The 20,149-nt window shown below is 62.7% G+C and carries 18 protein-coding genes; 7 read left to right on the plus strand and 11 right to left on the minus strand.

Annotated features, from left to right (window positions below; genetic code table 11):
• Positions 1 to 3: 3 nt before the first annotated feature.
• From rbfA to QYQ99_RS02340, 5 genes are all read right to left on the minus strand, one after another.
• Positions 4 to 381: a 30S ribosome-binding factor RbfA gene (rbfA, locus tag QYQ99_RS02320; RefSeq protein WP_003056352.1), complete on the minus strand. Its 378-nt coding sequence runs from the start codon at positions 379 to 381 to the stop codon at positions 4 to 6.
• A 95-nt stretch (positions 382 to 476) separates the two neighbouring features.
• Positions 477 to 3,308 (minus strand): translation initiation factor IF-2, encoded by a 2,832-nt coding sequence (gene infB, locus QYQ99_RS02325; protein ID WP_302091249.1) that lies wholly within the window; start codon positions 3,306 to 3,308, stop codon positions 477 to 479.
• A gap of 23 nt (positions 3,309 to 3,331) precedes the next feature.
• Complete coding sequence (gene nusA, locus QYQ99_RS02330; RefSeq protein ID WP_302091250.1) at positions 3,332 to 4,819, minus strand: transcription termination factor NusA; 1,488 nt, start codon at positions 4,817 to 4,819, stop codon at positions 3,332 to 3,334.
• 83 nt (positions 4,820 to 4,902) lie between these two features.
• Positions 4,903 to 5,481 (minus strand): ribosome maturation factor RimP, encoded by a 579-nt coding sequence (gene rimP / locus QYQ99_RS02335; RefSeq protein WP_302091251.1) that lies wholly within the window; start codon positions 5,479 to 5,481, stop codon positions 4,903 to 4,905.
• A gap of 180 nt (positions 5,482 to 5,661) precedes the next feature.
• Entirely contained in the window at positions 5,662 to 6,042 is a 381-nt protein-coding gene (locus QYQ99_RS02340; protein ID WP_302093095.1) for a thioredoxin family protein, read from the minus strand.
• 230 nt (positions 6,043 to 6,272) lie between these two features.
• On the opposite strand from QYQ99_RS02340, the gene QYQ99_RS02345 reads away from it, so the two are divergent.
• Both QYQ99_RS02345 and QYQ99_RS02350 read left to right on the plus strand, forming a co-directional pair.
• Positions 6,273 to 7,253: a J domain-containing protein gene (locus QYQ99_RS02345; protein ID WP_302093096.1), complete on the plus strand. Its 981-nt coding sequence runs from the start codon at positions 6,273 to 6,275 to the stop codon at positions 7,251 to 7,253.
• Between the two features lie 11 nt (positions 7,254 to 7,264).
• Entirely contained in the window at positions 7,265 to 7,597 is a 333-nt protein-coding gene (locus QYQ99_RS02350) for a chaperone modulator CbpM (protein ID WP_302091252.1), read from the plus strand.
• A 102-nt stretch (positions 7,598 to 7,699) separates the two neighbouring features.
• On the opposite strand, the gene QYQ99_RS02355 is transcribed toward QYQ99_RS02350, so the two are convergent.
• The 5 genes from QYQ99_RS02355 to QYQ99_RS02375 all read right to left on the minus strand — a co-directional run bounded on the left by QYQ99_RS02355 (position 7,700) and on the right by QYQ99_RS02375 (position 14,182).
• On the minus strand, positions 7,700 to 7,861 hold the full coding sequence (locus QYQ99_RS02355; protein WP_196354051.1) for a hypothetical protein: 162 nt from the start codon (positions 7,859 to 7,861) through the stop codon (positions 7,700 to 7,702).
• 197 nt (positions 7,862 to 8,058) lie between these two features.
• On the minus strand, positions 8,059 to 9,714 hold the full coding sequence (locus tag QYQ99_RS02360) for an ABC transporter ATP-binding protein (RefSeq protein WP_302091253.1): 1,656 nt from the start codon (positions 9,712 to 9,714) through the stop codon (positions 8,059 to 8,061).
• Positions 9,711 to 10,811, minus strand: coding sequence for an ABC transporter permease (locus QYQ99_RS02365; RefSeq protein WP_302091254.1), 1,101 nt, complete (start codon positions 10,809 to 10,811; stop codon positions 9,711 to 9,713). Before QYQ99_RS02365 ends, QYQ99_RS02360 begins: the two co-directional genes overlap by 4 nt.
• Positions 10,812 to 10,859: 48 nt before the next feature.
• Positions 10,860 to 11,888: a microcin C ABC transporter permease YejB gene (locus QYQ99_RS02370; protein ID WP_302091255.1), complete on the minus strand. Its 1,029-nt coding sequence runs from the start codon at positions 11,886 to 11,888 to the stop codon at positions 10,860 to 10,862.
• 479 nt (positions 11,889 to 12,367) lie between these two features.
• Positions 12,368 to 14,182 (minus strand): extracellular solute-binding protein, encoded by a 1,815-nt coding sequence (locus tag QYQ99_RS02375; protein WP_302091256.1) that lies wholly within the window; start codon positions 14,180 to 14,182, stop codon positions 12,368 to 12,370.
• A 120-nt stretch (positions 14,183 to 14,302) separates the two neighbouring features.
• Here QYQ99_RS02375 and fabI point away from each other — a divergent pair, with 120 nt between their 5' ends.
• The 3 genes from fabI to QYQ99_RS02390 all read left to right on the plus strand — a co-directional run bounded on the left by fabI (position 14,303) and on the right by QYQ99_RS02390 (position 16,880).
• Positions 14,303 to 15,103, plus strand: coding sequence for an enoyl-ACP reductase FabI (gene fabI / locus QYQ99_RS02380; RefSeq protein ID WP_302091257.1), 801 nt, complete (start codon positions 14,303 to 14,305; stop codon positions 15,101 to 15,103).
• Positions 15,104 to 15,274: 171 nt separating this feature from the next.
• Positions 15,275 to 15,796 carry a superoxide dismutase family protein gene (locus QYQ99_RS02385; RefSeq protein WP_302091258.1) on the plus strand — a complete coding sequence of 174 codons (522 nt, stop codon included), beginning with the start codon at positions 15,275 to 15,277 and terminating at the stop codon, positions 15,794 to 15,796.
• 244 nt (positions 15,797 to 16,040) lie between these two features.
• Positions 16,041 to 16,880 (plus strand): DNA ligase, encoded by an 840-nt coding sequence (locus QYQ99_RS02390; RefSeq protein ID WP_302093097.1) that lies wholly within the window; start codon positions 16,041 to 16,043, stop codon positions 16,878 to 16,880.
• Between the two features lie 61 nt (positions 16,881 to 16,941).
• On the opposite strand, the gene QYQ99_RS02395 is transcribed toward QYQ99_RS02390, so the two are convergent.
• Positions 16,942 to 17,670, minus strand: coding sequence for an IclR family transcriptional regulator (locus tag QYQ99_RS02395; protein ID WP_302091259.1), 729 nt, complete (start codon positions 17,668 to 17,670; stop codon positions 16,942 to 16,944).
• Between the two features lie 140 nt (positions 17,671 to 17,810).
• Here QYQ99_RS02395 and QYQ99_RS02400 point away from each other — a divergent pair, with 140 nt between their 5' ends.
• Positions 17,811 to 18,746 (plus strand): hydroxymethylglutaryl-CoA lyase, encoded by a 936-nt coding sequence (locus QYQ99_RS02400; RefSeq protein ID WP_302091260.1) that lies wholly within the window; start codon positions 17,811 to 17,813, stop codon positions 18,744 to 18,746.
• A gap of 45 nt (positions 18,747 to 18,791) precedes the next feature.
• Positions 18,792 to 20,009, plus strand: a complete 1,218-nt coding sequence (locus QYQ99_RS02405) for a CaiB/BaiF CoA transferase family protein (RefSeq protein ID WP_302091261.1) — start codon at positions 18,792 to 18,794, stop codon at positions 20,007 to 20,009.
• Positions 20,010 to 20,149: the final 140 nt, after the last annotated feature.

Genomic DNA, 20,149 nt, shown 5'->3' on the forward strand with positions numbered 1-20,149 from the left:
TGCTTATTCCTGTTCGGGTCCGCGCGACGCCACAGCCTTGGCGATCAAGGCGTTCATGTCGGCAGCGCGCTCTGTAGTGCGGTCGTAGACGAAATGCAGCGTGGGCACGGTATGAATGTGCAGACGCTTGAACAGGCCGTTGCGCAGAAAGCCTGCAGCCTGATTGAGTGCAGCCAGCGTCACTTCGGGATCGCCGACAAGCACGCTGAAGAACACCTTGGCGTGGGCATAGTCAGGAGTCACCTCCACGCCTTGCAGCGTGACCATGCCGACGCGCGGGTCCTTCAACTCGCGGGCGATCAGCTCCGACAGATCACGCTGGATCTGGTCGGAAACTTTGAAGCTGCGATTGGGAGCAGCAGATTTGCGTTTGGTTGCCATGAATAAAAAAGGAGCTATTTGCGCTTGCTGCACAAGGAGTTCAAGGCGTTTTCAGCCTCAAATCCTTGCAGAGCAGGCGCTAGCAGCTATTGCTTTTACAGCGTACGAGCGATTTCCTTGATCTCGAAGACTTCCAGCACGTCGCCTTCCTTTATGTCGTTGTAGTTGCGCAGCTTGATACCGCACTCGAAGCCTTCCTTGACTTCCTTGACATCGTCCTTGAGGCGGCGCAGCGACTCGATCTCGCCCGTGTAGATGACCACGTTGTCGCGCAGCAGACGGAAGTGTGCGTTGCGGGTGACGTGACCTTGCGTGATGTACGAGCCGGCAATGGTGCCGATCTTCGTCGCCACGAACACGGTACGGATCTCGGCCATACCGATGATCTCTTCGCGCTTCTCGGGAGCCAGCATGCCGGACATCGCAGCCTTCACCTCATCCACGGCGTCGTAGATGATGTTGTAGTAGCGAACGTCGACACCGTTGCCTTCGGCCGTCTTGCGGGCCTGAGCATCCGCACGCACGTTGAAGCCGATGATGATGGCCTTGGAAGCCAGTGCCAGGTTGACGTCGGACTCGGAAATACCGCCCACGCCGGAGTACACCAGCTGAACCTTGATCTCGTCGGTCGACAGCTTGAGCAGCGAGGTTGCCAGAGCTTCCTGCGAGCCTTGCATGTCGGCCTTGATGATGATGGGCAGAGTCTGCACATCGCCAGCGGACATTTCGGCGAACATGTTTTCCAGCTTCGCAGCCTGCTGCTTGGCCAGCTTGGTGTTGCGGAACTTGCCAGCGCGGTAGGTCGCGATTTCACGGGCACGGCGTTCGTCGCTCAGCACCATGAAGTCGTCACCGGCCTGGGGCACTTCGTTCAGACCCTGAATCTCGACAGGGATGGAAGGACCGGCTTCCTTGGTCTGCTTGCCGTCTTCGTCGAGCATGGCTCGCACGCGGCCATAGGTCTGACCCGCCAGCACCACATCGCCGACCTTCAGCGTACCGGACTGCACCAGCACCGTAGCCACGGTACCACGGCCCTTGTCCAGCTGGGCTTCGATCACGATACCCTTGGCAGCGGCATCCACCGGCGCATTGAGTTCCAGCACTTCGGCCTGCAGCAGCACTTGCTCCAGCAGCTCGTCGATGCCCTGGCCAGTCTTGGAGGACACGGCCACAAAGGGAGAGTCACCGCCGTACTCTTCGGGCAGCACCTCTTCCACAACCAGCTCCTGCTTGACGCGGTCGGGGTTGGCTTCGGGCTTGTCGGCCTTGGTGATGGCCACCACGATGGGAACACCAGCCGCCTTGGCGTGCTTGATGGCTTCCTTGGTCTGGGGCATCACGCCGTCGTCGGCAGCGGCCACCAGAATCACGATGTCGGTGGACTTGGCACCGCGAGCACGCATGGCCGTGAAGGCCTCGTGACCGGGAGTGTCCAGGAAAGTGATGATGCCGCGAGGCGTCTTCACATGGTATGCACCGATGTGCTGCGTGATGCCGCCGGCTTCGCCCGACGCCACCCTGGTGCGACGGATGTAGTCCAGCAGCGAGGTCTTGCCGTGGTCCACGTGACCCATGACGGTCACCACGGGAGCGCGCGGCAGTTTCTCGGCTTCGGCGTTGGAGACTTCCTCGGCGGTGAAGGCTTCCAGATCGTCCAGCGCAGCCACCTTGGCGGTATGGCCCATTTCTTCCACCACGATCATGGCGGTGTCCTGGTCCAGCGGCTGGTTGATGGTGACCATCTGGCCCATCTTCATCAGCACCTTGATCAGCTCGGATGCCTTGATGGCCATCTTGTGAGCCAGTTCGGCCACGGTGATGGTCTCGGGCACCGAGATCTCCAGCTGACGGAACTCGGGAGCCTGCTGCTGTTGCTGCTCGTGACGGTCATTGCCACGACGGCCCCTGGGGCCACCGCGCCAGTTGGAGCGGCCAGCCACGCCACCGGAGCTGTCGCCACGGGTCTTGATTTCCTTCTTCTTGGCCGCATCGTTGGACCAGCTCGAAGACAGCTTGGCGGACTTGACCTCCTTGCCGGGACGGGCACCGCCGCCGGCATTGGCCGCGCCAGGGCTGCCTGCGGGCTTGTTGCCATCCTTGGCGGCAACAGGCTTCTTGGCATCCGCAGCGACCGGAGCAGCCTTTTTGGGCTCCTCGGGCTTCTTGGCGACCAGCACCTTCTTGGGCGCAGCCATCATGGCGCGGATGGCTTCCGCCTCGGCCAGGGCCTTGCGGCGGCGTTCATCCAAATCCTTGGCGCGGCTGGCTTCTTCAGCAGCCTTGGCCTGGGATTCGGCTTCCGCCTTGGCGCGTGCCTCTGCCTGGGCTGCTGCACGTGCAGCAGCGCCAGCGGCGTGACCGCGCTTTTCCTCTTCCTTAGCCGCCTTGGCTTCAGCCACCTTGGCGACTTCTGCGGCTGCATAGGCTGCAGCACGCTCTTCGGCTTCGCGCTCGCGGCGCTCGCGCTCTTCGCGCTCTTGACGTTCCTTGGCCAATTGTTCTTCCTGATGGCTCAACAGCTCAACCTCTCGGCGAGCATCTTCTTCACGGCGTGCCAGCTCTTGAGTAGCGGCACGCTCCTGCACAGCCTTAGCCATGCTTTGCGCATTGGCCTGAGCCTCGGCGGGAGTGTCTTCCCGCTTCACGAAAGTGCGCTTTTTGCGCACTTCCACCTGAATCGTACGAGCACGGCCCGATGAATCCGCCTGCTTGATTTCGCTGGTGGATTTCTTGGTCAGCGTGATCTTCTTGGCGCCGCTGCCATGGCTTGCCTGCAGGTGAGACAGCAAGCGCTGCTTGTCACCTTCGGTCAGCGCATCAGCAGCATTGACCTTGTCAACCCCGGCGGCCTTGAGCTGCTGCAGCAAGGTATCAGGGGTCGTGTTGCGCTCTTTCGCAAATTCTGCAACCGTATTACTCGACATAAATGCTCTGTACCTCCCTGACCTTACTCTTGCCCATCGGTAAACCAGTGCTCACGCGCCTTCATGATCAAGGCCTTGGCTTCTTCGGCAGTCTGACCGGTGATTTCGGTCAGCTCATCGATTGCCAGGTCGGCCAGATCATCACGGGTGTGCACATCAGCTTGCGCCAGCTTGTCCAGCAGCTCGGCAGTCATGCTGTCCAGAGACACCAGATCATCGGATGCCTTGCTCACATTTTCTTCGCGAGCAATTTCCTGACTCAGCAGTGCATCCTTGGCGCGGCTACGCAGCTCGTTTACCGTCTCTTCGTCGAAGGATTCGATTTCGAGCATTTCCTGCAGCGGCACATAGGCCACTTCTTCCAGGGTCTCGAAACCTTCTTCGATCAGGATGTTGGCGATTTCCTCGTCCACATCCAGCTTTTCCATGAACAGCTTGCGCGAGACAGCCGACTCGTCGGCCTGCTTCTGAGCAGACTCTGCAGCGTCCATGATGTTGATCTTCCAGCCTGTCAGCTCGGAGGCCAGACGTACGTTCTGACCGCCGCGACCGATGGCGATAGCCAGATTTTCCTCGTCCACCACCACGTCCATGGCGTGCTTTTCCTCGTCCACGACGATGGAAGAGACATTGGCAGGAGCCAGAGCACCGATCACGAACTGAGCAGGGTCTTCGGACCACAGCACGATATCCACACGCTCGCCGGCCAACTCGTTGGTCACGGCGTTCACACGGGTGCCGCGCACGCCGACGCAGGTGCCGATGGGGTCCACACGCTTGTCATGGCTCAGTACGGCGATCTTGGCACGAGAGCCGGCGTCACGGGCGCAGCTCTTGATCTCCAGCAGGCCTTGCTCGATCTCGGGCACTTCATTGCGGAACAATTCCACCATGAATTCGGGGGCCGAGCGCGACAGCAGGATGGGAGCGCCGCGCAAAGTGGCGTCGACTTCCATGATCATGGCGCGCACGCGGTCGCCATTGCGCAGATTTTCCTTGGGGATCATCTCGCCGCGCTTGAGTCGACCTTCCACACGGCCGGATTCGACAATGATGTCGCCCTTGTCCATGCGCTTGACGGTACCGGTAAAGATCTTATCGCCACGGGCCAGGAATTCGTTGAGCAGCATTTCGCGCTCCGCGTCGCGAATCTTCTGCAGGATGACCTGCTTGGCAGCCATGGCACCGATACGGCCAATGGGCAGCGACTCGATCTGCTCTTCAATGAACTCGCCAATTTGAATGCCGGGCATGCGGTCTTCCGCATCCATCAGCATTTCTTCGGCCTCGGGGTTCTGCAGACCGGCATCGTCAGACACCACCACCCAGCGGCGGAAGGTGTCGTAGTCGCCGCTTTCGCGATCGATGGACACGCGGATGTCTACTTCACCTTGGTACAGCTTCTTGGTGGCCTGTGCCAGTGCGGATTCCACGGCACCAAAAACCACATCGCGTTCCACGTTCTTTTCACGCGAAATGGCTTCAACCAACATCAACAGTTCGCGATTCATGCGACGACTCTCCTATTTCAATCACACAAAGAGGATTTGCATGCGACCTCTTTGCCCCAAAAGATTCCAACGCTTCAGCTGCCTCAATCGAGCTTGGCTGCGCGTCCTTTGAAATTCACAATCGGTGCCAGACGAGCTTCGCGCAACTCGTCAAGCGTAAAGCCCATGGCGTTCAACGGCGCCGGCTCACGCTTCTTGCTGACGCGCACGCCCGGCTTGGGAGGCGGCTCATCGCTCCAGACGAGTTGCCAGCCACCCTCTTCAGTCCGCTCCAGCGTGCCACGAAATTTCTTGCGGTTTGCATTGACCTTGTCGCCGCCAGCAGCCCCGATGGGAGCCTTGAGCGTCAGATCCACCTCCGAGCCTTCAAAGCGGATGAAGTCCTGCTCATGGCGCAGCAAACGATCAATGCCTGGAGAAGAGACCTCCAGGCGGGCGTAGTCAGCACCATCGACTTCCAGCGCAAACTGAAGCTGGCGCGTGACCTTTTCGCAGTCTTCCACTGTCACGAACTGCTCGGGCAGCTCAGGCGCACCTTCCTCCGGCGCCTGCCAAGGCAAATCAATCGTGATGCGCAGCAGGCCGCCGGCCGAGCGCTCGATTTCAACCAGGTCATAGCCCAGACCTGTCACGGTTTGTTCAACGATTTGCTGTAGTGCCACGTGTATTCAGTTCAATCCCGAAAAATCTGTCAAATCATGGACTTAGCTCTGTCACAAACAGGTTTCGCCATGAATTGCCCAAAAAAAACGGGCGGTATGTACCCGCCCGTTTGGTCGTGAAGCCGTGATTGTAGCCGCAAACCATTGTTTTCGCAAAAAGTGTCTCTCATAAAACTGCGATCAACGCAAGACATCCTGCAGGTCATCAGCGCGCAACAATCGCTGCAGCAAATCCTGAGCCTCCAGCACATCGGCAGGCCTCGCCGCGGCATCTGTGGGCAGGGATTGCAGCATCCGCGCCAGCACCCCCGCCTGCGGAAGCACAGGCCCCAGGAATTTGGCCTGCTCGCCCTGCGCCACCAAAATGGACGGAAAGGTCTCTATGTCCAGATCGCCAGCTACATCCTCACGGTCTTCCACATCGAGCCAGACAAAACGCATCTGTGGAAACTGGGCAGCAAGAGCCTCGAAGGGCTGCCGGTACTGTTTACAGGTACCGCACCAGTCAGCACAGAGGCAGACAACCAGCCATGCGTCTGCTTTTGTAATTTCTTGTTTCATTTCACAAACTCTGGGCAGGCCTTCGCACACGCCCCTGCATTGATCCCCGCAATGGTAGCGCCAGATGCCCCCAAGGACTCAAACCCCGGCCATCAACCTACCAACGCGCATTGAGACCCTTGAAGCCGCAGCACTCTATCCCTATTATTTTCCTGAACCCGGGCGCGGCAATGGCAGCAGCCATAGCTGCTGGCTTGCGCCCTTCTTTCGACAAGAAGATTGGTGACTCCATGGATTACAAGGACTATTACAAGATACTTGGCGTGGACAAAAAGGCCTCCACCGAGGACATCAAAAAGGCCTATCGCAAGCTCGCCCGCAAATACCACCCTGACATCAGCAAGGAAAAAGATGCGGACGCTCGCATGGCCGAGGTCAACGAAGCCAACACCGTACTCTCCGACCCCGAAAAGCGCGCCGCCTACGACGCCATGGGCGACGAGATGCAGTTTGCGCAAAATGCCAGAGCCCAGGGCGGCGGAGGCTTTCGCCCGCCGCCCGACTGGGATCAGCAGGACTTTCACTTCAGCAGCCAGGGCGATGCCGGCAGCGACGCCGATTTCAGCGACTTCTTCTCGCAGATGTTCGGCCAGGCCGCTCGTGCGCGACGCCATCAAGGCCAGCAAGGCGCGCACAGCACACCCGATATGCGCGGCCAGGACCGGCATGCCAGCATAGAGCTGGATTTGCAGGACAGCTACAGCGGAGCCGTGCGCTCGCTGCATCTGCGCAGCACCGTGCTCGACGACCAGGGCATCCCCACCCATAAGAACAAGGAGCTGCAGGTCACCATTCCAAAGGGCGTGCGCGAAGGCCAGATGATTCGCCTTGCCGGTCAGGGCAACCCGGGCCTGGGCAAGGGTGCCCCAGGAGATCTACTGCTGGAGGTGCACTTTCGCAGCGACCCACGCTGGTGGTCCGAGGGCAAGGATGTGTACCAGCGAGTGCCACTCGCGCCCTGGGAGGCCGAGCTGGGCGGCCCCGTTCCCTTCAAGACGCTGGCCGGGGAACTGGAAGTCACAGTGCCCGCCGGCTATCGCTCGGGTCGCAAGCTGCGCCTCAAGGGCAAGGGCCTGCCCGCCGCCACGCCGGGTGATTTGTATCTGGTGCTGGATGTGGTCTTCCCGCCCGCTGCGACAGCCGCGCAAAAGCAGGCTTATGCCGACTTTGCCAAGGCCTTCCCGCAGTTCGATGCCCGCAGCCTGAGTTGAAAGGTTTTCCCATGAGCACCTCCCACTACCCTTTCTACGAGCCCGCCGAACTGCTGGAGCAGGCTGTGCTCGATCTGCACGAACTGGCCCGCCATTGCCGCACCAGCCCTCAATGGGTGATCGAGCATGTGCATACAGGCGTCATCAGCTACGACAACGACGGCCAGGTCCGCGAGATCAGCCATGAGCAATGGCGCTTCAGCAGCCAGACGCTGGTGCGTGCGCGCCGCATCGCCCAGCTGGAACACAGCTTCGACGCCGACCCTCAGCTCGCCGCGCTGACCACCGATCTCATCGAGGAAGTGCAGCAGTTGCGCCGCAAGCTGAAGAATCTGCAGGGATGAGCAAACCCCTTTTCTGAAGCCGTGCAAAGCAAAAAGCCCTCGCACCGAAGTGACGAGGGCTTTTTGGCGGGCCGCACACCAGGGCGCAGCCTGCTGCAGGAATTAGCCGTGGCGCTTGCCGGCCTGCTTCTTGCTGCGAGTGTGCGAACCACGCTCCAGGCTCACGCGCTGGCCGCGCCCGGGAGTGGGCAGGGTCACGCCATTGGGTGCCTGGGGACGGGGAGTGGCCTTGCGGTCTGCTTCGGTAACGATCTTATTGCCCATGTCGAATTCTCAATTGGGAGGTTGAAAAGGATCAATTAGGCCACAGCCAGAGAATTCGCGCCAAATAAATACAGACTTTCGCGTGCGGATTCAGTGTTTTTCAGCGAATGCCTGCCTCGCGAATCAGTGAATCGACGGCAATTGCAGGTGTTCAAAGCCTCAAACCATTGAAGTGAAAGCGCTGCTCGCCATCACCTTCAGGCCGCCGGCAACTCGGCAACGACGGCAGCGACCTCGACCAGCTGGCGCGTATAGGCCTGCTGCGGCGCAGTCAACACCGCCTGCACCCCGCCCTGCTCCACGATCTGTCCGTCCTTCATGACCAGCACCTCATGGGCCATGGCGCGAATCACATCCACATCGTGGGTGATGAGCAGATAGGCCAGACCACGCTCCTTCTGCAGCCGCTGCAGCAGGGCCAGCACCTGCTGCTGAATGGTGACATCAAGTGCACTCGTGGGCTCGTCCAGCACCAACACCTCGGGCTCCATGATGAGCGCGCGTGAAATCGCCAGGCGCTGCCGCTGCCCGCCCGAGAATTCATGCGGATAGCGCTGCAGCAGGCCGGGAAACTGGGCCTCGGTCAACCCCACCTCCTCCAGCATCTTGAGCACGCGCTCGCGCCGCAGCGCGGCAGCGAGCTCAGGGGCATGGATCTGCAGGCCTTCGCCGACGATCTCCTCCACCGTCATGCGTGGAGAGAGCGAGGAAAACGGATCCTGAAACACCACCTGGATCTTGCGCCGCAGCGCCAGATTGGCGGCGCTGTTGCGGATTGCCGGCTGCTGCCATGGCCTGCCGGCCACCTGCAGCTCCCCGGCCGCAGGCAACAGCCCCAGCACGGCCTGGGCCAGCGTGGATTTGCCCGAGCCCGATTCACCGATCACCCCCAGGGTACGGCCAGGCCGCAGCAGCATATCTGCGCCCTTGACCGCCACGAATGCCCCTTTCTTGAACCAGCCGCGAATCCCGGGCAAAGGCGTGGCATAGCTCACCTGCAGGGCCCGGGTCTGCACCACGGCCGCCTCGCCGCCCGGCTCGGCCCCCTCCACCACATTGCGCACCGGCCGACTGGCCAGCAGCTTGCGGGTATAGGGGTGCTGCGGGTTCTGCATGAGATCGACCACAGCGCCCTGCTCCACGAGACGGCCTTTTTCCATGACCGCCACGCGGTCGGCGAAGCGGCGCACCAGGTTCAGGTCATGCGTGATCATCAGCACGGCCATGCCGGTCTGTCGCTGCAGATCGGCCAGCAGATCCAGGATCTGGCCGCGCAGCGTCACATCCAGCGCCGTTGTCGGCTCATCGGCCAGCAGCAGCCGGGGACGACTGGCCAGGGCCATGGCAATCATGGCGCGCTGACGCTGGCCACCGCTGAGCTGGTGCGGAAAGCTCTGCGCGCGGCGCCCGGGCTCGGGGATACCGGTAGTGGCCAGCAGCTCCACCGCCTGCTTCAAGGCCTGGGCCCGGCTCAATGCCTGCTTGAGTTGCAGCACCTCTGCCACCTGCGCGCCCACGGTCATCAGCGGGTTCAGCGCCGTCATCGGCTCCTGAAAGATCATGGCGATATCACCGCCGCGTATGCCCTGCATCTCGCGCTCCGAAAGCCCCAGCAGGTCGCGCCCGTCCAGCAGGGCCCGACCACCCAGTTGCGCATCGCCCACCAGGCGCAGCAGCGACAGCGCCGTGACCGACTTGCCCGAGCCGGACTCCCCCACCAGCGCCAGCTTTTCACCGGCCGCCAGCTCGAAGCTCACCTCCTGCACCACGGGCTTGCCCGCAAAAGACACGCTCAGATCGTGCACGCTCAGCAGCTGGCTGCGGCTCTCCATCCCGTATTTCTCCTCGCTCATGGCTTGCCTCCCGTGCGCTTTGCTGCATGCGTGCGCGCCTGCTTGCGCGGGTCCAGCGCATCGCGCAGGGCGTCCCCCATGAAGGTCAGCAACAGCAGCGTGATGACCAGCACGCCAAAGGTGGACAGGGAAATCCACCAGGCATCGATATTGTTCTTGCCCTGGCTCAGCAGCTCGCCCAGGCTGGGTGTGCCCGGGGGAACGCCCAGGCCCAGAAAATCGAGCGAGGTCAGCGCCAGGATGGCCCCGCTCATGCGAAACGGCAAAAAGGTGATCACCGGTGTCATGCTGTTGGGCAGGATGTGGCGAAAGATGACGGAGCGATTGCTGGCACCCAGCGCCTGGGCGGATTTCACATAGTCGAGCTGGCGGTTGCGCAGAAACTCGGCGCGCACATAGTCGGCCAGCCCCATCCAGCCAAACAGGCTCAGCAAGATCAGCAGCAGCGAGACGCTGGGCGCAAACAGCGCACTGAAGATGATGAGCAGGTAGAGCTCAGGCATGGAGCCCCAGATTTCCGTCAGGCGCTGAAAGGCCAGATCCGTCCTGCCGCCGAAAAAGCCCTGCACAGCCCCCGCCAGCACACCCAGCAGCACGCCCACGGCCGTCAGCGCCAGGCCGAACAGCACGCTGACGCGAAAACCGTAGATGAGCTGCGCCAGCAGATCGCGCCCCCGGTCATCGGTGCCCAGCCAGTTGTCGGCCGACGGTGCAGAAGGGTTGGGCGACTTGGCAAAGTAGTTGATGGTGGACTTGCCATAGCGGTTGAAGGGGAAGATCGCCCAGTTATCGCCCTCACCAAGCCTTTGCCGGATGAAGGGGTCGAGGTAATCGGTTGGCGTATGGAAATCGCCCCCAAACGTGGTTTCCGGGTAATCGTGCAGCAGCGGCAGATAGATCTGCCCCTCATAGCGCACGATGAGCGGCTTGTCGTTGGACAGCAACTCGGCAAACAGGCTGAGCACCACCAGCACCGAGAAGATCAGCAGGCTGACAAAGCCCAGTCGGTTGGATTTGAAACGCCTCCAGGCCCGGCGCCCAGGGGATTCGGATTGGGCAGCAGGCGCTGCCGGTGCACTTTTTGCTCCTGCATTCATAGCATCTTGCATTGGCAGGGCATTGGTTTGAGGCTTATCTTGCATAAATCAGTCAAACTTGACCCGGGGGTCCACCCAGACATAGCAAAGATCGCTGATGAGCTTGGTCACCAGACCGATCAGCGTGAAAAGATACAGCGTGCCCAGCACCACGGGAAAGTCGCGGCGAATCACGCTTTCATAGCTGAGCAGACCCAGGCCGTCGAGCGAGAACAGGGTCTCGATCAGCAGCGCGCCGGCAAAGAAGGCGCCGATGAAAGCCGAGGGAAAGCCCGTGACGATGGGAATCAGCGCATTGCGAAACACATGCTTGTAGAGCACCTGGCGCTCGGACAAGCCCTTGGCGCGGGCCGTCAGCACATATTGCTTGCGGATCTCCTCAAGAAAAGAGTTCTTGGTCAGCATGGCCGTCACGGCAAAGCTGCCCGCCACCATGGCCGTCACAGGCAGCGCGATATGCCAGAGATAGTCCGCCACCTTGCCCATGGCGCCGAGCTCGTCGAAATTGGCCGATGTCAGCCCGCGCAGCGGAAACCACTGCAGCTGCCCACCAAAGATGACCAGCAGCGCCACGCCCAGCACAAAGCCCGGGATGGCATAGCCGATGAGAATCAAAATGGTGGTTGCCAGATCGAAGCGCGAGCCCGCTCGCACAGCCTTGGCCACACCCAGCGGCACAGCCACCAGATAGCTGATGAAAAACGTCCACAGCCCCAGGCTGATGGAGACCGGCAGCTTTTCCTTGACCAGCGCCCAGACGCTTTTGTTCTGGAAAAAGCTGGTGCCCAGATCAAAACGCGCAAACTGGCCCAGCATCTGCACGAATCGCTCGAGCGGCGGCTTGTCAAAGCCGTACAGCGCCTTGATCTCCTCCAGGCGTTTGGGATCCACGCCCTGGCCGCCCCGATAGCTCATGGAAGCGCCTTCGGCTCCATGTCCGGCGCCGGCCTTGGCCTCGGCCAGATACTGTTCCACCGGGCCGCCTGGCACGAACTGGATGACCACAAAGGTCAGCAGCAGCACGCCCAGCAGCGTGGGGATCATCAGCAAAATGCGTTTGAAAATATAGGCAAACATCTTCGATCAACCCTTGTTTTCAGCCACGGCGGCGATGGCCGCAGCGCCGGGCCGCCCCAAGCAAGGCCAGCCCCCTTGGGGGGCTGCGACCCGTGCAACGGTGGAGCGTGGGGGCCACCTTACCGGGGCCGCAGCGCCGGGCCGCCCCAAGCAAGGCCGGCCCCCCTTGGGGGGCAGCGACCCGTGCAACGGTGGAGCGTGGGGGCCACCTTACCGGGGCCGCAGCGCCGGGCCGCCCCAAGCAAGGCCAGCCCCCTTGGGGGCAGCCACCCGTGCAACGGTGGAGCGTGGGGGCCACCTTACCGGGGCCGCAGCGCCGGGCCGCCCCAAGCAAGGCCGGGGCCCCTTGGGGGCAGCGCCCCGTGCAACGGTGGAGCGCGGGGGCCACTTTACCGGGGCCGCAGCGCCGGGCCGCCCCAAGCAAGGTCGGCCCCCTTGGGGGGCAGCGACCCGTGCAACGGTGGAGCGTGGGGGCCACTTTACTTAGCCCACCAGGCATAGACCGCCCATAGCTCGCCCGGCGAATAAGCCGGAATCTGCCCCGGCAGCGCCAGCCTCCAGGCGTCATAGACCATCCGGTGCGTGCCCGAGTAATACTGGGGAATCAGGTAATGGCCGTGCACGATGATGCGCTCCAGCGCATGGCAGGCGGGCAGCATCTGCTGCTCGGACTTGGCAGCCGCCATCTGGGCGATGATGGCATCCACGGCCCGGCTCTTGAGCCCGACATAGTTGGCGCCCCCTTCCACATCGGCAGCGGCGCTGCCAAACAGCTCGGCATATTCCTGACCCGGGTTGTGCGTGCCGGGCACGTTCAGCGTCACGATGTCGAAATCGTATTTGTCCATGCGCTGCTGATAGAGCGCGTAGTCCACATTGCGCACCTTGAGCGTGATGCCCAGCTTTTCCAGGTTGCGCATCCAGCTGCTGACAATCTTGACGCCGCTCTCGCTGCTGTCCAGATACTCCAGCACCATGGGCTCGCCGCTGGCGTTGCGCAAGGCTCCGTCCCTGACCGTCCAGCCGGCATCGGCCAGCAGCTTCTGCGCGCGGCGCAGATTGCCGCGCAGGCCGTCGCCCGTATCGGTGCGTGGCGGCTGGGCCATGGGCCCCAGCGTGGCCGGTGGCAGGCTGGTCTTGAAAGGGGTGAGCAGGGCCAGCTCCGCCTCGGTGGGTTCGCCCCGGGTCTCGCACGCCGTGTTGCCGAACAAGCCGTGCACACGCTGGTAGGCGCCGTAGAACATCTGGCGGTTCATCCACTCGTAGTCATAGGCCAGACCCAGCGCCTCGCGCACGCGCACATCCTTGAGCTGCTCGCGGCGCAGGTTCAGGAAGAAGCTCTGAAAGCCCGAAGGCAGCTTGTTCTCGAACGCGCCCTTGACCAGCTCGCCCGATGCAAAGCGCTTGCCCGTCAGGCGTCTTGCCCAGTCCCCTGCGCTATTGATGCGCATGAGATCGAACTCGCCGGCCTTGAGCGCCTCCAGCCGCGCCGTTCCATCCTTGTAGATCTTGATCGTGATGCGCTCGAAGTTGGCCAGCCCGACACGCACCGGCAAGGCGGCCCCCCAGTAGCTGGCGTCGCGCACATAGCTGATGTCCTTGCCGAACTTGACCGGACCGATCTTGTAAGGCCCGCTGCCGATCGGCGTGTCCATCACCACCTGGTCAAAGGCCTTGGGCTTGCCATCCGCTCCCAGCCCCCAATCGCGGCTGAACACCGGCAGCAGGGTGCCCACGGTCAGCGGCAGGTCACGATTGGGCTTTTTGAAGCGAAAGCGCACCGTGCGCTCATCGATCACGTCACAGCCGGCCACCTCGGCAAACAGCGTCTTGTAGCCGGGCGAGACATATTTGCTCAGCAGCGTCTCATAGCTGTGCTTCACATCCTGGGCCAGTACCGGCTTGCCGTTGTGAAAGCGCGCCTGCTTGCGCAGCTTGAAGGTCGCAGACAGACCGTCGGCCGCCACCTCCACATCCTCGGCCAGCAGGCCATAGCCCGTAGCGGTTTCATCGAGGCTGGGGGTCAGCAGGCTCTCGAACAGCATGTCCGCCAGATAGGCAGGCGGCGAGCCCTTGATCGTGAAGGGGTTGTACTTGTCGAAGGTCGAATAGCGCAAATTGCTGACCATGCGCAGCTCGCCGCCCTTGGGCGCTTGAGGGTTCACATAGTCAAAGTGCTTGAAGTCAGCCGCGTACTTGGGCTGACCCCAGAGCGCATAGCCATGTGCTGCCAGGGCAGGTGTGGCAACTTGGCTGCTGACAATCAGGGCTGAGCAAATCATCCAATGGCGCATGCGACAATTCTGCCCTACCCCGACTGATTCGCACCCAGTTCGAGCGGATACGTTTTCAAAGATGGCGCGTCTGCCACAGATGCGGCCATCGTCTCTTTCAATTTTCTTTGGAGAACAACAATGGGTTTTCTCGCCGGTAAAAAGCTGCTGATCACGGGCGTTCTGTCCAACCGCTCCATTGCCTACGGCATTGCCAAGGCCTGCCACGAGCAAGGCGCAGAGCTGGCTTTCAGCTATGTGGGCGAACGCTTCAAGGATCGCATTACCGAATTTGCGGCCGACTTCAACTCCACGCTGGTGTTTGACTGCGACGTCGGCAGCGACGAGCAAATCGAAGCCATGTTCAAGGGCCTGGGCGAAGCCTGGGGCAAGTTCGACGGTTTTGTGCATTCCATCGGTTTTGCCCCCCGTGAAGCCATTGCCGGCAACTTCCTGGACGGCCTGAGCCGCGAATCCTTCAAGATCGCCCACGATATCAGCGCCTACAGCTTCCCCGCCATGGCCAAGGCTGCCCTGCCTTACCTGAACGACAAGTCCTCGCTGCTGACCCTGTCGTACCTGGGCGCTCTGCGCTCCATCCCCAACTACAACACCATGGGTCTGGCCAAGGCATCGCTGGAAGCATCCGTGCGCTACCTGGCCGAAGCCGTGGGCCGCACTGCCGACGGCCGCGCCATCCGCGCCAACGGCATCTCCGCCGGCCCCATCAAGACCCTGGCGGCCTCGGGCATCAAGGACTTCGGCAAGCTGCTGGGCCGTGTGGCCGATGCTGCCCCCCTGCGCCGCAACGTGACGATTGAAGACGTGGGCAATGTCGCCGCCTTCCTGCTGTCCGACCTGGCCTCCGGCGTGACCGCCGAAATCACCTATGTGGACGGCGGCTTCAGCCAGACAGCAGGCCTGTCGGCCGATCAGGTCTGAGCCCCAGGCTTTTGACGACACCAGCCCCGCAGGCTTCTGAGGCCTGCGGGGCTTTGTTTTTGGGACCGCTCCCGACATCTTGGCCCTTGCCCTACAAGCGCGGCAGAGCACTGACGCTATGGTTCACAGTGTTTTCTCTATGGTTCTTGCGAATATTCAAGAGGAGCTTACATGCCATATCGTTTTCTCATCCTGACCGCATTCGCTGCGGCCCTGACGGCCTGCAGCACCCCCGAGCCCCAGCCCGCCCAGGCCATTGCCAGATTGCAGGCCACTTCGGGCAGCAAGGTCAGCGGCGATGCGAAATTCACCCAGAAGACCGGCCAGCAGGTCGTGATCAATGCCGTGGTTCACGGCCTCAAGCCCAATTCCGAGCACGGCTTTCACATCCACGACAAGGGCGACTGCGGCGACAACGGCAATGCCGCTGCCGGCCACTTCAACCCGCTGGGCAATCCGCATGGCAAATATGACTCGACCCAGCACCATATGGGCGACCTGCCAAGCCTGAAGGCCGACTCCAACGGCGTGGCCACCGTCAACGTACAGTCGGCAGACATCACCTTGCTGGCCGGCCCTGGCAATGTCATAGGCCGCGCGGTCATCGTCCATGTCCAGCCCGACGACTACACCACCCAGCCCACGGGCAATGCCGGCGCGCGCATCGCCTGCGCCGTCATCAGCCGCGACTGAAGGCCTTGCCCCCTGACAAAAGCCGCTGCCTGGCTGCAGCGGCTTTTTCATTGAAGTCACCACAATCCCTATAGCGATAAGCCGCTGATAGCCATGTTTTTTGAAATGGGCTCATACCCGCATCGACGGCCTGGGCTTCGCGCTCTAGCATGAGCTGCCTCATTACCGGGAGATAGCCATGCCTGAGCCACGGCACCGATCCCTTCGGGAATGCATTCACTGGCTGGTCTGCGCCTGCCTCTGCCTGGGCTTTGTTGCCGTGCGGGCCCAGACCACGGCCCAGCCGCCTTCGCTGATGCTGGCCCAGGTCTGGCGCAGCGGCCTGCCGCTGCAGGACTATTGGGTCAGCGAAAAACTGGACGGCGTACGCGGCTACTGGAACGGCCACCAGCTCATCAGCCGTGGCGGGCTGCGGATCGCGACGCCAGAGTGGTTTGTCCGGGACTGGCCGGCCACCCCCATGGATGGCGAGCTCTGGGCCGGACGCGGCCGGTTTGGCCATGCCCAGTCCACCACGGCACAGGCCATCCCTGACGACCAAGCCTGGCGCCAGATGAGATTCATGGTGTTTGATCTGCCCGCCGCTGCGGGCAGCTTTGACCAGCGCCTGCCGCTGCTGCAGCGCACCGTCGGTGCCATTGCCCAGGACTGGGTGCAGATGGTGGAGCAGCGCAAGCTCGGCTCGGAAGCCGAGTTGCAGCAATGGCTGCACACCGTCGTCAAAGGCGGCGGCGAGGGCTTGATGCTGCACAAGGGCAGCGCGCCCTATCGCCCGGGCCGCAGCGACGATCTGCTCAAGCTCAAGCCTTTCGATGATGCCGAAGCCCGGGTCATAGGCTACAAAAGCGGACGCGGGCAATGGCAGGGCATGACGGGGGCGCTACTGGTTCAGACCCCGGACGGCAAGCAGTTTTCACTAGGCTCCGGGCTGACGGCGCAGTTGCGCAAAAGCCCGCCTGTGCTCGGCAGCTGGGTCACCTACCGCTATCAGGGCCTGCACGAAAAAAGCGGCCTGCCGCGCTTTGCCCGCTTTTTGCGCGTGCGCAGCGAGCCGGGCTTTCAACCCGAGCCGGCAGGCCCGTGACCCGGGCTTCATCGCTGCCTGCGACTGCCGACCATACGCCTCACGCCCACAGCGCCCCAATCTACGGCAGCTGCGCCCCCAGGTCGCGGGCGGCCTGCAACACGTTTTTGACATAGCGTTCGTCATAGCGATGCGCAGGCATGGTCAGCGTCAGGGCTGCGGCCAGCTCCCCGTTGCGGCGAAAAACCGGGGCCGAGATGCCGGCGATCTCGCTATGCCTGTCGCCCACCAGGGCTTCGTAGCCATCGGCCCGTACACGCGCATAGTGGCTGCGCTGCTTCTTCACCCAGTCGCCCAGCTCAGGATCGAAAGCGACCAGCACGCGCCCGCCGGCCCCCTTATCCAGGGGCAGCAGATCTCCGGCACGCGCATGGTCGCGCACCGGATGCGGCGAATCCACGCGGTACAGACACAGACGTTCGCGCCCCTGGCGCACATGGTAGGCAGCGCTCTCGCCCGTGGCCTGAACCAGTGCGCGCAGCACCGGCATGACCAGCTTGTCCAGCGAAAAGCTCTGCTCGTAGACCGCATGCAGCCTGGCCACGGCCGGGCCCACCTCGTAGCGCCCGTCATCCTGGCGCTGAACCCAGCCGCCATGCTCCAGGGAAGCCAGCAATCGCAGCACCGTGCTCTTGTAAAGGCGCGTGCGCTCGGCCAGCTCGGCCAGGCTCAGCGCGGCATCGCCATCCTGGAATGCGCCCAGCACGCTCAGGGCCCGGTCCACAGCGGCCACACCGCCAGGCGCGGCATTCTCGTCGGCTACGGATTCATTCAGGGATTTACGCGGCATAAAAACTCCTGCCCCTCAGCTTGACAGGGCATCAGGACGCAAGGCAATATTTCAATAGAAAGAATTTAGTTCTATCAGATAGAACATCATTACAACATTGTGCTGGCTGCAATGCAAGCATGAAACCACAGTGAGGCAACATGTCATCCCCCCACCGTTTCGATCTCCTGATCAGCGAAGTCGGCCCCCGCGACGGCCTGCAGTCCCTCTCGGCCACCATGAGCACGGCCCATAAATGCGCATGGATCGATGCCCTGGTCGCTGCGGGCGTGCAGGAGATCGAGGTCGGCTCCTTTGTCTCGCCCAAGCTGCTGCCGCAGATGGCCGATGCCGCCGAAGTCGTGCGCCACGCCGTCGCCCAACCCGGCGTCACCATCATGGCCCTGGTGCCCAATCTCAAGGGAGCCGAAGCCGCCATGCGCGCCGGCGCGCACAAGATCACGCTGCCCGTATCGGCCAGCCCCGCGCACTCCATGGCCAATGTGCGCAAGACACCTGCACAGATGGTGGAGGAGGTGCGCGCCATCGCCAGACTGCGCGACGAGATGGCCCCCGGCGTGCATATCGAAGCCGGCATCTCCACCGCTTTCGGCTGCACCTTGCAGGGCCTGGTGCCCGAGGACGAGGTGATTGCGCTGGCAGCGGCCTGCGTGGCCGCCGGAGCCGATGAATCGGGGCTGTCGGACACCACAGGCATGGCCAACCCGGCGCAGGTCAAGCGCCTGTTCACGCGCCTGCGCAGCGAACTCGGCGACAGGGCCGGCGCCGCGCATATGCACAACACCAGAGGCCTGGGACTGGCCAACTGCCTGGCCGCCTATGAGGCAGGCGTGCGCACTTTCGACGCCTCCCAGGCCGGACTGGGCGGCTGCCCCTATGCCCCCGGCGCCTCCGGCAATGTGGTGACCGAAGATCTGGTCTTCATGTTCGAAGCCATGGGACTGCGCACCGGCATTGATATTGAGCGATTGCTTGCAGCGCGAGAAACGCTGGCCGCCGGCCTGCCGGGCGAGGCGCTGTACGGCATGCTGCCACCTGCAGGCCTGCCCAAGGGCTTTGTGCCTCACCGTTACTGATCACGAAACGGCTCGCAACCGGGCCAAGAACAAGAAGAGATGAATATGCACTCCTCAACCGAATCCGCCGGCACCGGCGCTGCACCCCTGCCCTATGCCGGCATCCGCGTGGTGGAATTCACCCACATGGTCATGGGCCCCAGCTGCGGCCTGATGCTGGCCGACCTGGGCGCCGAAGTCATCAAGGTCGAGCCCGTGGGCCACGGCCGCAACGGCGATGCCACGCGCAAGCTGCTGGGCTCGGGCTCGGGCTTTTTCCCGCTGTTCAACCGCAACAAGAAAAGCCTGACGCTGGATCTGCAGACCCCCGAGGGCAAGGAAGCCGCACTGCGGCTGATCGCCACGGCCGATGTGGTGACCGAGAACTTCAAGCCCGGCACCATGACCAAGCTGGGGCTCGACTACGACAGCCTCAAGCAGCAGTTTCCGCGCCTCATCTATGTCAGCCACAAGGGCTTTCTGCCCGGCCCCTACGAGCACCGCACGGCCCTGGACGAGGTGGTGCAGATGATGGGCGGCCTTGCCTATATGACGGGCCGCCCCGGCGACCCGCTGCGCGCGGGCACCAGCGTCAACGACATCATGGGCGGCATGTTCGGCGCCATGGGAGCCATGGCGGCCCTGGCCCAGCGCGAGAAGACCGGCAAGGGCCAGGAAGTGCAAAGCGCACTGTTCGAGAACAATGTGTTTCTGATCGCCCAGCACATGATGCAGTACGCGGTGACGGGCAAGCCCGCAGCCCCCATGCCCGCACGCATTTCGGCCTGGGCGATCTACGACGTGTTCGAAGTCCAGGGCGGCGAGCAGATCTTTCTGGCCGTGGTCAGCGACGGCGCCTGGCGCGAGTTCTGCAACGCCTTCGGCCTGGATCAGCTGCGTGACGATCCGCGCCTTGGCAGCAACAACGACCGCGTGCAGGCCCGCAGCTGGCTGATGCCGCTGCTGCGCGAAACCATGGCCGGCTACAGCGCCGCGCATATCGCCAGCGTCTTCGAGGACAAGGGCCTGCCGTTTGCGCCCATCGCCCGCCCGCACGACCTGCTTGAAGACCCGCACCTGAACGCCACCGGCGCGCTGGCCCCCATCACCCTGCCCGACGGCCGCGACAGCAAGACCGTGCTGCTGCCGCTGACCCTGGACGGCAAGCATCTGCAGGTGCGCCTCTCGCCCCCCAGGCTCGGCGAGCACAGCCTGGAGATTCTGACGGCGCTGGGCTACAGCCAGGCCCAGGCCCAGGCGCTGGCACAGGGCCAGCCCGACTGAGCGACTGAGCGGCCCTGCGGGGCCACCGCCCCGCACCACTTCACCCACCCCAGAACAGGGCGCCCACGCGCGCCCTGCGGGGATTCTTTACCCCAATTTCCAGATTTCAGGAGACAAAACCATGCCACACAGCCCTTCTT

The organism is Comamonas testosteroni, from assembly GCF_030505195.1.
Taxonomy (GTDB): Bacteria; Pseudomonadota; Gammaproteobacteria; order Burkholderiales; family Burkholderiaceae_C; genus Comamonas; species Comamonas testosteroni_G.

What these genes read in the sequence shown, in the direction of transcription:
- rbfA (WP_003056352.1), bottom strand. Translation starts at nt 381, where the DNA reads ATGGCAACCAAACGCAAATCTGCTGCTCCCAATCGCAGCTTCAAAGTT.
- infB (WP_302091249.1), bottom strand. Translation starts at nt 3,308, where the DNA reads ATGTCGAGTAATACGGTTGCAGAATTTGCGAAAGAGCGCAACACGACC.
- nusA (WP_302091250.1), bottom strand. Translation starts at nt 4,819, where the DNA reads ATGAATCGCGAACTGTTGATGTTGGTTGAAGCCATTTCGCGTGAAAAG.
- QYQ99_RS02340 (WP_302093095.1), bottom strand. Translation starts at nt 6,042, where the DNA reads ATGAAACAAGAAATTACAAAAGCAGACGCATGGCTGGTTGTCTGCCTC.
- QYQ99_RS02345 (WP_302093096.1), top strand. Translation starts at nt 6,273, where the DNA reads ATGGATTACAAGGACTATTACAAGATACTTGGCGTGGACAAAAAGGCC.
- QYQ99_RS02350 (WP_302091252.1), top strand. Translation starts at nt 7,265, where the DNA reads ATGAGCACCTCCCACTACCCTTTCTACGAGCCCGCCGAACTGCTGGAG.
- QYQ99_RS02355 (WP_196354051.1), bottom strand. Translation starts at nt 7,861, where the DNA reads ATGGGCAATAAGATCGTTACCGAAGCAGACCGCAAGGCCACTCCCCGT.
- QYQ99_RS02360 (WP_302091253.1), bottom strand. Translation starts at nt 9,714, where the DNA reads ATGAGCGAGGAGAAATACGGGATGGAGAGCCGCAGCCAGCTGCTGAGC.
- QYQ99_RS02365 (WP_302091254.1), bottom strand. Translation starts at nt 10,811, where the DNA reads ATGAATGCAGGAGCAAAAAGTGCACCGGCAGCGCCTGCTGCCCAATCC.
- QYQ99_RS02370 (WP_302091255.1), bottom strand. Translation starts at nt 11,888, where the DNA reads ATGTTTGCCTATATTTTCAAACGCATTTTGCTGATGATCCCCACGCTG.
- QYQ99_RS02375 (WP_302091256.1), bottom strand. Translation starts at nt 14,182, where the DNA reads ATGCGCCATTGGATGATTTGCTCAGCCCTGATTGTCAGCAGCCAAGTT.
- fabI (WP_302091257.1), top strand. Translation starts at nt 14,303, where the DNA reads ATGGGTTTTCTCGCCGGTAAAAAGCTGCTGATCACGGGCGTTCTGTCC.
- QYQ99_RS02385 (WP_302091258.1), top strand. Translation starts at nt 15,275, where the DNA reads ATGCCATATCGTTTTCTCATCCTGACCGCATTCGCTGCGGCCCTGACG.
- QYQ99_RS02395 (WP_302091259.1), bottom strand. Translation starts at nt 17,670, where the DNA reads ATGCCGCGTAAATCCCTGAATGAATCCGTAGCCGACGAGAATGCCGCG.
- QYQ99_RS02400 (WP_302091260.1), top strand. Translation starts at nt 17,811, where the DNA reads ATGTCATCCCCCCACCGTTTCGATCTCCTGATCAGCGAAGTCGGCCCC.
- QYQ99_RS02405 (WP_302091261.1), top strand. Translation starts at nt 18,792, where the DNA reads ATGCACTCCTCAACCGAATCCGCCGGCACCGGCGCTGCACCCCTGCCC.